Source organism: Agromyces sp. NPDC055658, from assembly GCF_053618155.1.
Map to the genome: position 1 here is coordinate 42,233 of NZ_JBSHHD010000028.1, position 12,500 is coordinate 54,732.

Below are 12,500 nucleotides of genomic sequence, written 5' to 3' on the forward strand. Positions count from 1 at the left end.
TCCCTACGTCAGCGGTTCAGATCGTCCGATCGCCTCAGCGGCGACCCTTGACGATCTTCTCCTGGTTGACGTCTTCGGCGGCGATGGCCTCGAACTGCTCCGAGCCGACCGAGGCGAGCGGCTTGCCCTCGCCGGTCTGGAACTCGCCCTTGAAGGTCGAGACCGACGACTCGAGCTTCGAGATGGTCTCGTCCTCGAGCTTGTTCGTCGAGCGGAGCACGTCGAGCACGTCGGTGTTGCGGCGCAGGTAGTCGAGGAACTCGGCCTCGAAGCGGAGGATGTCCTCGACCGGAACCTCGTCGAGGTGGCCCTTCGTGCCGGCCCAGATCGAGACGACCTGGTCTTCGACGGGGTACGGCGAGTACTGCGGCTGCTTGAGCAGCTCGGTCAGGCGCGCGCCGCGGGCGAGCTGGCGACGGCTCGCCGCGTCGAGGTCGGAGGCGAACATCGCGAAGGCCTCGAGCGAGCGGTACTGGGCGAGCTCGAGCTTCAGCGTGCCCGAGACCGACTTGATCGACTTGACCTGCGCGTCGCCACCGACTCGCGAGACCGAGATGCCGACGTCGACGGCCGGGCGCTGGTTCGCGTTGAAGAGGTCGGACTGGAGGAAGATCTGGCCGTCGGTGATCGAGATCACGTTCGTCGGGATGTAGGCCGAGACGTCGTTCGCCTTGGTCTCGATGATCGGGAGGCCCGTCATCGAACCGGCGCCGAGCTCGTCGGAGAGCTTGGCGCAACGCTCGAGGAGACGCGAGTGCAGGTAGAAGACGTCACCGGGGTACGCCTCACGGCCCGGCGGGCGGCGGAGGAGGAGCGACACGGCGCGGTACGCCTCGGCCTGCTTCGACAGGTCGTCGAAGATGATGAGGACGTGCTTCGAGTCGTACATCCAGTGCTGGCCGATGGCCGAGCCGGTGTACGGCGCGAGGTACTTGAAGCCCGCCGGGTCGGAGGCCGGGGCGGCGACGATGGTGGTGTACTCCATCGCGCCGGCGTCTTCGAGGGCGCCCTTCACCGAGGCGATGGTCGAGCCCTTCTGGCCGATCGCGACGTAGATGCAGCGGACCTGCTTCGACGGGTCGCCGGACTCCCAGTTCGCCTTCTGGTTGATGATCGTGTCGATCGCGATCGCGGTCTTGCCGGTCTGGCGGTCGCCGATGATGAGCTGGCGCTGGCCGCGGCCGACCGGAATCATCGCGTCGATGGCCTTGATGCCGGTCTGGAGCGGCTCGTGCACCGACTTGCGCTGCATGACGCCGGGCGCCTGCAGCTCGAGGGCGCGGCGGCCCTCGATGCCGGTGATCTCGCCGAGACCGTCGATCGGGTTGCCGAGCGGGTCGACGACGCGGCCGAGGTAGCCCTCGCCCACGGGCACCGAGAGGACCTCGCCCGTGCGGGTCACCTCCATGCCCTCTTCGATGCCGGTGAACTCGCCGAGCACGACGACGCCGATCTCGTCCTCTTCGAGGTTGAGCGCGAGGCCGAGCGTGCCGTCGGCGAAGCGAACGAGCTCGTTCGCCATGACCGACGGGAGACCGCCCACGTGCGCGATGCCGTCGGCGGCGTCGGTGACGTACCCGACCTCGGTCTTCTGCGCCTGGCCCGGCTCGTACGACGAGACGAACTCCGAGAGAGCCGAACGGATCTCGTCGGGGCTGATGGAGAGTTCTGCCATTGCCATTTCCTTTTCTGGGCCGGGCCGTGTGGGCGCCGGTTTCAGCTTCTCTGTGTGGCGGCGCTGCACGCCGGTCGTGGTTTCAACCGGCGTCAGCCGGCAAGCTTCTGCCTCAGCGAGCCGAGGCGGCTGGCGACGCTGCCGTCGATGACGTCGTCGCCGATCTGGATGCGGACTCCGCCGATGAGGGCGGGGTCGACGATCGTGTCGAATCGGATGGGGCGCCCGGCCTGGGCGGCGAGGCCCTGCTCGAGGCGACCGAGCTGCTCGGCCGAGAGCGGGACGGCGGTCGTGACGGTCGCCACGTCGAACCCGCGCTGGTCGGCCACGACGGATGCCGCGTGCCTGAGCGCCTCGCCGATGCGACGGCCGCGGGGCTGCTCGACGAGATGGCGCACGATCGCGACGGTCTGCGGCGCGGCCTTGCCGTCGAGCAGCCGGTTGACGAGCCGCGTCTTCGCCTCGGGCGCGCTGAGCTTCGAACCGAGCGCGAGCTCGAGCTCGGAGTCGGACGCGACCGTACGGTCGAACGCGAAGAGCTCGGCGTCGATGTCGACGCCCTTCGCGGCGGAGTCGGCCGCGACGCGGTAGCCGAGGTCTTCGACACCCGCGAGGAAGTCGTCGCCCGACGACCAGCGGCGCGTCGCCGCGGTCACGAGCAGTGCGACCGACTCGGCCGGAAGCTGCGATCCGAACACGCGCTCGACGAGCGCGCGCTTCTGGGCGACGTCGGCTTCGGCGTCGGTGAGCGCCGTGCGCAGCTGCGCGGACGAACCGATCACCCGGCCGGCGGCGAGGAGGCCCTCGGCGACCGGAAGTTCGGCCCGGCCGAGCTCGGCGAGCGCAGCCCGCGACCCGGCCAGGGCCTCTCTCGTAGCGCTACCCATGGATTACTTCTTCCCTCCGGCGGCCGCCTCGGAGGCCTCCAGGTCGGCGAGGAAGCGATCGACGACCGCGGTCGCCTTCGCGTCGTCGGAGAGCGACTCGCCGATGACGCCCGACGCGAGGTCGATCGCCAGCGTGCCCACCTCGGAGCGGAGCGAGACGAGCGCGCTCTGGCGCTCGGCCTCGATCTGCGCCTGGGCGCTCGCGGTGACGCGAGCGGCTTCGGCGACGGCGGTGTCCTTCGCCTCGGCGACGATCTTCTTGCCGTCTTCGCGGGCCGTCTCGCGGATGCGTCCGGCCTCGGTGCGCGCGTCGGCGAGCTGGGCGGTGTACTCCTCGAGGGCCGCCTCGGCCTTGCGCTGGGCCTCGTCGGCCTTCGCGATGTTGCCTTCGATCGCCTCAGCACGCTCGTCGAGCAGCTTCTGGACGCGCGGAAGCACGTACTTCCAGAAGAAGAGGAGGAGGATGACGAAGATGACCCCCGACCAGACGAGGTCGTAGACCTCGGGGATCAGCGGGTTGCGCGTCGTACTCTCCTCCGCGGCGCTCACTACAGAGTGAAGCATGTGTTGACTCCTCGCGGGGCTGGAGGGTTTACGGGAACGGGATGAAGGCGACGGCGATGCCGACGAAGGCGAGCGCCTCGGTGAAGGCGATACCGATCCACATCAGGACCTGCAGGCGGCCGGCGAGCTCGGGCTGGCGAGCGACGCCCTCGATCGTCTTGCCGACGACGATGCCCACGCCGATGGCCGGGCCGATGGCTGCGAGGCCGTAACCGACCGAGGCGATGTGTCCGTTGATCTCCGCGAGAACGGTCGTTGCGTCCACGTTGTTTACCTTTCGTTGTGGTGGAGTTGTGGGCGGGGATGCCCGAGTCGTGCGATCAGTGCTCTTCGGCGACGGCCAGCTGGATGTAGACCGCCGTCAGCACGGTGAAGACGTACGCCTGGAGCACCGCGACGAGGATCTCGAACACCGTGAAGGCGAACCCGAAGGCGAAGGTGCCGACGCCCATGAGCTTGAACCAGCCGGGCGCCGAGAACAGGAAGAACCAGGTCGCCGAGAAGCAGAGCACGAGCAGCATGTGGCCGACGAGCATGTTCATCAGGAGTCGGAGCGTCAGCGTCACCGGTCGGATGATGAACGTCGAGATGAACTCGATCGGGGTGACGATGAAGTACACCGGCCACGGCACGCCCGCGGGGAACAGCGCGTTCTTGAAGAAGTTCGCGGGACTCTTCTTGACGCCCGCGTAGATGAACGTGACGTACGAGATCGCCGCGAGCACGAACGGCACGCCGATGACCGAGGTGCCCGCGATGTTCAGGCCGGGGAAGATGCCCGTCAGGTTCATGAACAGGATCATGAAGAACATCGTCGTGAGGATCGGCAGGAACCGCTTGCCGTCCTTCTTGCCGAGCAGATCGTCGGAGATGTTCACGCGGACGAGGTCGAGGCCCATCTCCACGAGGCTCTGGAAGCGCCCGGGCACGACCCGCATGCGGCGGGTGCCGAGCCAGAAGATCACGAGCAGCGCGATGATCGCGATGATGCGGACCATCATGACCCGGTTGATCGCGAACGGCGTGCCCTCGAAGAGGAAGATTTCGGGGAAGAACTCGTCGAGACTGGGCCCGTGGAATCCGCCTTCGTCGGCGGCGGTCAGAACCAGCTGGTTCAGAGCGTGTGCTAGCAGGGCTCTCTCCTGTTTCGGGGCGTGGAGCAGGGGCTCTCGCGACGACGAACATCGGAAACGGATTTCGCACAGGCCTGAGCAGGGCGAAAACCGTGGGGGATCGCCATTACTCTAGCAAGACTTCTACGAGCAGACGAATTCGGAATCGAAGCTTATTCGTCCTCGGGCGCCTTCGGCAGTTCGACGTCGCTCGCGTACGGCAGTCGCGACTTCGCGACGACGAGCACGTCGACCACGAGCGAGGCGATGACGCCCGCCACGAGGCTCAGGAACACGACCATCGGGTCGAGCCATGAGGCGCCTCGCAGGACGAACACGAGCACGATGAAGAGGACGAACTTGAGCAACCATCCGCCGAGCACGATTCCGAAGAAGATGCCGACGAACAGGTCGCTCCCGGCGAACCGGTTCGCCACGAGGATGCTGCCCGCGGTGATGCCCATGAACACGACCGCCATGAGCGTGCCGATGAGACCACCCCAGAGGCCGGGCATGCCGGCGAAGACGTAGCCGAGCACGGCGCTCACGACGAGGATCACCGCCGCGAGCACTCCACCCCACGCGAGTGCGCGCTTCAGCACGGGGTTCGAGGTGGGGGTTCGGTCGGCGGGTTCGGGCCGGGCGTCGGTCATCATGCTCCAGTCGAGGGGTCGCCCGATTCTACCGAGGACGAACCTGCGAGTTCGTCGATCGGGGCGTCGGGCCCGGTAGCGGCGGGCCCAGCGGGCGTCGCCGTCGACGGGCGCTCCTCGGCGGCGACCGTCAGCCGCTTGCGCCGCCCGAGCGGGGCGAGCGTGATGATCGTGCACGCGAGGAAGCCCACGCCGAGGAACACGAACGCCCACCACGTGCTGAGGTGGAAGTAGACGGGCAGCACGTACGTCAGGAGGCATCCGACCGAGGCGACCGCCGTCCAGCCGTACAGGATGAGCACCGCGTTGAGGTGGGAGTGCCCCATGTCGAGCAGCCGGTGGTGGAGGTGCTTCCGGTCGGCCGCGAACGGCGACTTGCCCGCGCGCAGGCGCCGGATGACGGCCATGCCGAAATCGAGCAACGGGATGATCAGCACCACGAACGGCAGGATGATCGGCATAAACGCGGCGAACAGCTCGCTGAAGCCGACGCCGACCGGGTTGATCTGGCCGGTCACCGCGATCGCCGAGGTCGCCATGAGCAGGCCGATGAGGAGGGCCCCCGCGTCGCCCATGAAGAGCTTCGCGGGGTGCCAGTTGAGCGGCAGGAACCCGGCGCACGCCCCCACGACGACGACCGCGAGCAGCGACGCGAGGTTGAAGTAGTTGAGGGGCGACGTCTGCTGCACGAGCAGGTAGGTGTAGAGGAAGAACACGCCGTTCGCGATGAGCGAGACGCCTGCGACGAGCCCGTCGAGGCCGTCGATGAAGTTGACCGCGTTCATCACGAGCACGATCGTGAACACGGTGAGCGTCGCACTGACCCACGACGGGATGAGCGTGATGCCGGCGATCGGCAGCGACACGATGGACACGCCCTGCCAGGCGATCAGCCCGGCGGCGATGAACTGCCCGGCGAGCTTCGTCGTCCAGTCGAGGTCCCAGATGTCGTCGGCGACGCCGATGAGCACGATGAGCAGCGCCGCGCCGAGGATCGCGAGCATCTGCGCGGGGTTCTGGAAGATGATCGCGACGTTCGCGAACCGCTGGATGCCGAGCGTCGAGATGAACGCCGCCGCGCCGATCGCCACGAGCACGCCGACGAACATCGCGACGCCGCCGAGCCGGGGCGTCGGACGGGTGTGCACGTCGCGCTCGCGGATCTTCGGGTACAGCCGGTACTTGAGGCTCAGCTTCCAGACGAGGATCGAGCCGCCGAACGTGACGAGCGCGGCGAGCAGCGCGAGGGTGAGGAACAGGGTCATGAGACGGCGGCGTCCGCGTCGTCGGCGGGCGCGGAACCCTCGGCGGGCGCGGCACCGTCAGCGGGCGCGCCACCGTCAACGGGCGCGGATGCCTCGTCCGCGAGCTGCTCGGACGCCTCGGGCTCGTCGTCGGCGGGCTCGAGCAGCTCCTCCCCCACGACCGCGGCGATGCGCTCGCGCGACACGACGCCCGCGCGCACGATGCGCAGCACGCCGCCCGACTCGGTGAGCCCGGTGGCGTCGACGATCGTCGACGACGTGTCGCCCGGCCGGTCGCCGATGGCCTCGTAGCCGGTGCCGGCCTCGCCCCCGTCGAGATAGACGGCGACCGATTCGCCGAGCATCTCGACCGCGGCCCCGGCGGTGGTCGCCGACGGCAGGCCCGAGAGGTTGGCCGACGAGACCGCGAGCGGACCGGTCTCGGAGAGGAGCTCGAGGGCGATCGGGTTCGCGGGCATGCGCAGCGCGACGGTGCCGCGGGTCTCGCCGAGGTCCCACTGGAGCGACGGCTGGGCGCGGAGGATGACGGTGAGCCCGCCCGGCCAGAACTCGGCGACCAGGTCGCGCACGGCGGGCGGCACCTCGGTCGCCAGTGCGTCGAGGGTCGGCAGTCCGGGGATGAGCACGGGCGGCGGCGACGTGCGCTCGCGGCCCTTGGCCTCGAGCAGGCGCGCGACCGCTTTCGCGTTGAACGCGTCGGCGGCGACGCCGTACACCGTGTCGGTCGGCAGCACGACGAGTTCGCCGCGCCCGATCGCGCCCCGCGCGAGTCGCATGCCGGTGAGCAGCTGGGAGTCGACCGAGCAGTCGTAGGTGGCAGTCATGACCTGCCCGATTCTAGACCAGCGCCGGGCCACGATCGGATGCCTCGGGCCGCACGGGCCCGAGGCATCCGACGCGACGCCGCGCCGCTCAGCGGCGGCCGGACTTGCGGCGGAACAGCCACGCTCCCCAGGCCGCGGCGATCGCGATGATCGCGGCGCACCAGCCGACCGCCCACCACGCGGAATCGCCGACCGGCGTGCCCATGAGCAGGGCGCGGATCGTCTCGATGACCGGGGTGATCGGCTGGTTCTCGGCGACCCACTGGAGCCACTCGGGCATCGTGTCGACCGGCACGAACGCGCTCGACACGTACGGCAGGAACAGCAGGATGAAGCCGTAGCCGCTCGCCGCCTCCGGTGACGGTGCGGCGAGCCCGATCGCGGCGAAGAGGTACGTGATCGTGAGGATGTACAGCGCGACCATGCCGAAGGCGGCGAGCCATTCGAGCGGGGTCGCCGACGGCCGGAACCCGACGAGCAGGGCCACGCCGATCACGATCGCCGTGGCGATGAGGTTTCGCACGAGGCTCACGGCGACGTGGCCCGTGAGCACCGCGCCGCTGCGCAGCGGCATCGTGCGGAACCGGTCGATGATGCCCGTCGACATGTCTCGCGAGACGGAGATCGCGGTCGTGGAGGCGCCGAATCCGGCGCACAGCAGGATGATGCCGGGAACGACGTAGTCGACGTACCCGCCCGACGGGTCGATCGCGTTGCCGAAGATGTAGGTGAACATCAGCATGAGCATCGTCGGCAGCAGGACGGCCATCATCATTGTGTCGACGTCGCGGATGGTGTGGATGAAGCTGCGGGTGATGAACACCCGCTCGGCGGTGAAGCCGCGCACGCGCGGACGATGTGCGACGGCGTCGGGCCCGGCGGCGGCACGGGCTGCGGTGAGCGTGGTCATGTCGGGCTCCGTTCAGTTCGTGGCGATGAGTTCGGGGGCGGATGCCTCGGCCGCCGCCGCCGGACGATCGGCCGTGATGGCGAGGAACACGTCGTCGAGGCTCGGCCGGCGGATGGTCACCTGGACGCCGTCGGCCCCGGCGAGGGCGGCCCGGTCGAGCTCGTCGATGGCGGCCCGCAGCCCGTGCACGCTGCCGTCGGTGGGCAGTTCGCGGAGCAGCACGCCGTCGGCGTCGCGCAGCTCGACCACATCGCCGCCGACCCGCGACTTGAGCTCGTCGGCCGTGCCCTCGGCGGCGATGCGCCCGCGGTCGAGCACGGCGATGCGATCGGCCAGCCGGTCGGCCTCCTCCAGGTACTGCGTCGTGAGGAAGATGGTCGTACCCGCGTCGGCGAGCGAGCGGATGACGGCCCAGAGCTCCTGGCGGCTGCGGGTGTCGAGACCGGTCGTCGGCTCGTCGAGGAAGAGCACCGGCACCTGCACGACGAGGCTCAGGGCGAGGTCGAGTCGGCGACGCATGCCGCCGGAGTAGGTGGCGACCCGGCGGTCGGCGGCCTGCTCGAGGTCGAAGCGCGCGATGAGCTCGGTCGCGCGGAGCCGGGCGTCGCGCCGGGCGAGCCCCGAGAGCCGGCCCATCATCACGAGGTTCTCGCGCGCCGTGAGCACCTCGTCGACGGCGGCCGCCTGGCCCGTCAGGGCGATGCACTGCTGCACCGCGGCCGGCTCGCGCAGCAGATCGCGACCCATGACCGCGGCGGTGCCGGAGTCGGGCGCCACGAGGGTCGTGAGGATGTTGATGGTCGTCGTCTTGCCGGCGCCGTTCGGCCCGAGCAGCGCGAAGACGCTGCCGGCGGGGACCGCGAGGTCGAGGCCCGCGAGCACCTCGGTGCGGCCGAAGGCCTTGCGCAGGCCCCGCGCTTCGATGGCGAGTTGCATGTCGTGCTCCTGTCGGTCGGGATTCGCACCACTGTTGCGTATGGCGCAAACTGTTTATGTCATGCACTGTTGTTTAAGTAATACACAGTTCTAGACTGAGGTCAACCCGAAGCCGGCCCGAGCCGGCCGACGCCGACCGACTGGAGCCGAATGAGCGACGAGCGAGCCGACCCCGAACTCCCCCGCGGCGTCGCCCTGGCCTGGGGCGTCGCCGCCCACCCGCAGCGCGGCCCGAAGCGCGAGCTCTCGATCGAGCGCATCGTCGACGCCGCGATCGAGATCGCGGATGCCGAGGGCATCGGGGCGGTGTCGATGAGCCGGGTCGCCGCGTCGCTCGGATTCACCACGATGTCGCTCTACCGGTACGTGACGAGCAAGGACGACCTGATCCTGCTGATGCAGGAGGGCGCCGTCGAGCCGCCCGTGCCGGACGAGCACGTCGAGCGTGCCTGGCGCGATGGCGTGACCGCGTGGGTGCTCGCCATGCGCGCCGCCTACCGCGAGCACCCGTGGCTCGTCGACATCCCGATCTCGGGAGCCCCAATCACGCCGAACAGCCTGCTCATCGTGGACTGGTTCCTGCGCGAGGTCCGCGACCTCCCGCTCAGCGACGGCGAGAAGATGTCGGCCCTGCTGCTGCTCACGAGCTACGCCCGCGCGACCAGTGCGCAGGACCGCGACCTCCGGGCCGCCGCCGAGGCGGCCGCAGACCCGCGCGAGGTCACCGGCGAGAGCGCCTTCGCCGCACTCTCGGAGCTCGTGACCCCTGAGCGATTCCCGTACCTGAGCCCGCTCCTCGCCGCCGGCGGGTACGTCGCCGAGCCCGGCACCCACCCCGGCGAGACGGACGAGGACTTCTCGTTCGGGCTCCTCCGCATCCTCGACGGCATCGAGCACCACGTCGACCACCAGGGCGGCACGACCGCCCCCGCCGAGCCCGAGCCGCTTCCCGAGCTCCCACCGCAGCTCGACCTGCCCCGCGACCAGCGCGTGCGCGACGCCGCGAAGGCCAGGCGCGAGGCCGAGAAGTCGGTGCGCGAGGCGCAGAAGGCGCTCCGTGAGGCGCAGAAGCGCGAGCGCGAGGCGATCAAGCACGCCCTCGAGCGCGAGAAGGCCGCGCGCGAGAAGGCCGAACGGGCGAAGTAGCTCAGCGCAGGGCGGTCGTCGCCCGGTCGCGCCCCGTCAGGTCCCGGTGGTGGGCGATCGCGCGCCATCCGTCGGCGGCGAGGATCGCGGCGATGTCGGCCGACTGCGCCTCGCCGTGCTCGATCACGAGCACGCCGCCCGGCCGGAGCAGCGCGAGCGCGCGCTGCGAGAGCACCCGCACGACGTCGAGCCCGTCGACCCCGCCGTAGAGCGCGGCCTCGGGGTCGTGGAGGCGCACCTCGGGATCGCGCGGGATCGCGCCGAGCGGGATGTACGGCGGATTCGACGCGACGACCGAGACCCGGCCGTCGAGCTCGGGCAGCGCGTCGGCGAGGTCGCCGAAGACGAGCTCGAGGTTCGGCGCCCCCACTTCCTCGACGTTGCGGCGCGTCCACACGTACGCCTCGGGCGACTTCTCGACCGCCCAGACCCGCGCGTGCGGCACCTCGGTCGCGAGCGCGAGCGCGATGGCGCCCGATCCCGTGCCGAGGTCGACGCCGATCGGCTCTGGCTCGGCCGCCGCCCGCAGCGCGTCGATCGCGAGCTGCGCGACGCCCTCGGTCTCCGGCCGCGGCACGAACACGCCGGGGCCGACCGAGAGCTCGAGCGAACGGAACGCCGCCCGGCCGGTCAGGTGCTGCAGCGGCTCGCGCCGGGCACGCCGCGCGACGAGCGACGCGAGCGCCGAGGCATCCTCGGTCTCGATCGTGACGCCGACGACGAGACGCGCCTGCACCCCGCCTCGGCTCAGCCCGAGCACGTGCCCGATGAGGAGCTCCGCGTCGACGTCGGGGTCGGGCACGCCCGCCGAGGCGAGCGTCGCCGCGATCTCGTCGCGCACCTCGCGCAGCGACCGGCCTGGCTGTTCAACGGGTGCATCCACGCAATGGAATGTAACGCACGCCCACGGCCCCGGCCGCGCCCATAGGCTGGGCACGCTCGCACCGCCCCTCGAGAAAGGCCCGACCATGGCTCAGATCTACGACAACATCACGCAGGCGTTCGGCCGCACGCCGCTCGTCCGACTGAACCGCCTCACCGAGGGCGCCGGTGCGACCGTGCTCGCGAAGCTCGAGTTCTACAATCCCTCCGCGAGCGTCAAGGACCGCCTGGGCGTGGGCATCGTCGACGCCGCCGAGGCATCGGGCGAGCTGAAGCCCGGCGGCACCATCGTCGAGGGCACGAGCGGCAACACGGGCATCGCCCTCGCCGCGATCGGCGCGGCGCGGGGCTACAAGGTCATCCTCGCGATGCCCGAGACCATGTCGAAGGAGCGCAAGTCGCTGCTCAAGGCGTACGGCGCCGAGCTCGTGCTCACCCCGGGCTCCGAGGGCATGAAGGGCGCCGTCGCGAAGGCCGAGGAGCTCGCCGCCTCGACCCCCGGCGCGATCCTCGCCCGCCAGTTCGAGAACCAGGCCAACGTCGAGATCCACCGCCGCACGACGGCCGAGGAGGTCTGGGACGACACCGACGGCGGCGTCGACATCTTCGTCGCGGGCATCGGCACCGGCGGCACCATCTCGGGCGTCGGCCAGGTGCTCAAGGAGCGGAAGCCCGAGGTGCAGGTCGTCGCGGTCGAGCCGGCCGAGTCGCCCATCCTCAACGGCGGCCAGCCCGGCCCGCACAAGATCCAGGGCATCGGCGCGAACTTCGTACCCGACGTGCTCGACCGCACCGTCTACGACGAGGTGCTCGACGTCAACATCGACCAGGCCGTCGCGACCGCGCGCCGGCTCGGTCAGGAGGAGGGCATCCTCGGCGGCATCTCGTCGGGTGCGACGGTGTACGCCGCCCTCGAGCTCGCCAAGCGTCCCGAGAACGCCGGCAAGACCATCGTCGTGATCGTCGCGAGCTACGGCGAGCGGTATCTCTCGACCGTCCTGTACGAGGGTCTGCTTGACTGATCGCGTGACGATCCGCTCGCGCCTGAAGGAAGACCTCAAGACCGCCCGTGCCCACGACCCCGCGGCACGGAGCGGCCTCGAGGTCTTCCTCGTGTACTCGGGCCTGCACGCCATCTGGACATACCGGCTCACCCATCGCATGTGGGTCGCCGGCTGGCGGTTCCCAGCCCGGCTCATCTCGCAGTTCGCCCGATTCCTGACGGGCATCGAGATCCACCCCGGCGCGACCATCGGGCGCCGGTTCTTCATCGACCACGGAATGGGCGTCGTCATCGGCGAGACCGCCGTCGTCGGCGACGACGTGATGCTCTACCACGGCGTCACCCTCGGCGGGAAGGCGCCCAGGCACACCCCGCCGGGCACCAAGCGCCACCCGACCCTCGAGGAGGGCGTCACCGTGGGGGCCGGGGCGAAGATCCTCGGCGACATCACGATCGGCGCGTGGAGCGCCGTCGGCGCGAACGCCGTGGTGACCCGCGGCGCTCCCCCGCACTCGCTCGTCGTCGGCGTGCCCGCGACCGTGCGCCCGCTCTCGCACGCGACGGCCGACGCGGCGCGCGGCGTGCACGACTGGCACATCTGATCGCAGACGACGGATGCCTCGGGGCCGGCCCCGAGGCATCC

Annotated in this window: 14 protein-coding genes; 3 read left to right on the top strand and 11 right to left on the bottom strand. The window is 70.2% G+C overall.

Translation table 11 applies throughout. The features are described 5' to 3' along the window. Nucleotides 1-34: 34 nt before the first annotated feature. From atpA to ACWGPE_RS13875, 10 genes are all read right to left on the bottom strand, one after another. Complete coding sequence (gene atpA / locus ACWGPE_RS13830) at nucleotides 35-1,675, bottom strand: F0F1 ATP synthase subunit alpha (RefSeq protein ID WP_231431477.1); 1,641 nt, start codon at nucleotides 1,673-1,675, stop codon at nucleotides 35-37. Nucleotides 1,676-1,767: 92 nt separating this feature from the next. Further along, nucleotides 1,768-2,562 (bottom strand): F0F1 ATP synthase subunit delta, encoded by a 795-nt coding sequence (locus ACWGPE_RS13835; RefSeq protein ID WP_231431478.1) that lies wholly within the window; start codon nucleotides 2,560-2,562, stop codon nucleotides 1,768-1,770. 3 nt (nucleotides 2,563-2,565) lie between these two features. Continuing rightward, a complete protein-coding gene (locus ACWGPE_RS13840; protein ID WP_231431479.1) occupies nucleotides 2,566-3,126 on the bottom strand; it encodes a F0F1 ATP synthase subunit B in 561 nt (186 codons plus the stop codon). Between the two features lie 28 nt (nucleotides 3,127-3,154). Continuing rightward, complete coding sequence (gene atpE / locus ACWGPE_RS13845; RefSeq protein WP_231431480.1) at nucleotides 3,155-3,391, bottom strand: ATP synthase F0 subunit C; 237 nt, start codon at nucleotides 3,389-3,391, stop codon at nucleotides 3,155-3,157. A gap of 55 nt (nucleotides 3,392-3,446) precedes the next feature. Further along, a complete protein-coding gene (gene atpB / locus ACWGPE_RS13850) occupies nucleotides 3,447-4,244 on the bottom strand; it encodes a F0F1 ATP synthase subunit A (RefSeq protein WP_231432362.1) in 798 nt (265 codons plus the stop codon). A 167-nt stretch (nucleotides 4,245-4,411) separates the two neighbouring features. Then, nucleotides 4,412-4,894, bottom strand: coding sequence for a hypothetical protein (locus tag ACWGPE_RS13855; RefSeq protein ID WP_376931117.1), 483 nt, complete (start codon nucleotides 4,892-4,894; stop codon nucleotides 4,412-4,414). Continuing rightward, a complete protein-coding gene (locus ACWGPE_RS13860; protein ID WP_231431482.1) occupies nucleotides 4,891-6,156 on the bottom strand; it encodes an MraY family glycosyltransferase in 1,266 nt (421 codons plus the stop codon). The genes ACWGPE_RS13855 and ACWGPE_RS13860 overlap by 4 nt, the downstream gene beginning before the upstream one ends. Then, a complete protein-coding gene (locus ACWGPE_RS13865; RefSeq protein ID WP_231431483.1) occupies nucleotides 6,153-6,980 on the bottom strand; it encodes an L-threonylcarbamoyladenylate synthase in 828 nt (275 codons plus the stop codon). The genes ACWGPE_RS13860 and ACWGPE_RS13865 overlap by 4 nt, the downstream gene beginning before the upstream one ends. Before the next feature lie 88 nt (nucleotides 6,981-7,068). After that, a complete protein-coding gene (locus tag ACWGPE_RS13870; protein ID WP_231431484.1) occupies nucleotides 7,069-7,890 on the bottom strand; it encodes an ABC transporter permease in 822 nt (273 codons plus the stop codon). A gap of 12 nt (nucleotides 7,891-7,902) precedes the next feature. Next, entirely contained in the window at nucleotides 7,903-8,826 is a 924-nt protein-coding gene (locus ACWGPE_RS13875) for an ATP-binding cassette domain-containing protein (RefSeq protein ID WP_231431485.1), read from the bottom strand. 150 nt (nucleotides 8,827-8,976) lie between these two features. Here ACWGPE_RS13875 and ACWGPE_RS13880 point away from each other — a divergent pair, with 150 nt between their 5' ends. Then, nucleotides 8,977-9,972 carry a TetR/AcrR family transcriptional regulator gene (locus tag ACWGPE_RS13880; RefSeq protein WP_231431486.1) on the top strand — a complete coding sequence of 332 codons (996 nt, stop codon included), beginning with the start codon at nucleotides 8,977-8,979 and terminating at the stop codon, nucleotides 9,970-9,972. Between the two features lies 1 nt (nucleotide 9,973). Here the strand turns inward: ACWGPE_RS13880 and prmC are convergent, their stop codons facing one another. Continuing rightward, complete coding sequence (gene prmC, locus ACWGPE_RS13885; RefSeq protein ID WP_231431487.1) at nucleotides 9,974-10,855, bottom strand: peptide chain release factor N(5)-glutamine methyltransferase; 882 nt, start codon at nucleotides 10,853-10,855, stop codon at nucleotides 9,974-9,976. 85 nt (nucleotides 10,856-10,940) lie between these two features. Here prmC and cysK point away from each other — a divergent pair, with 85 nt between their 5' ends. Both cysK and epsC read left to right on the top strand, forming a co-directional pair. Next, nucleotides 10,941-11,876 carry a cysteine synthase A gene (gene cysK, locus ACWGPE_RS13890; protein WP_231431488.1) on the top strand — a complete coding sequence of 312 codons (936 nt, stop codon included), beginning with the start codon at nucleotides 10,941-10,943 and terminating at the stop codon, nucleotides 11,874-11,876. A gap of 4 nt (nucleotides 11,877-11,880) precedes the next feature. Continuing rightward, a complete protein-coding gene (gene epsC, locus ACWGPE_RS13895) occupies nucleotides 11,881-12,459 on the top strand; it encodes a serine O-acetyltransferase EpsC (RefSeq protein WP_231431489.1) in 579 nt (192 codons plus the stop codon). The last annotated feature ends 41 nt before the right edge of the window (nucleotides 12,460-12,500 follow it).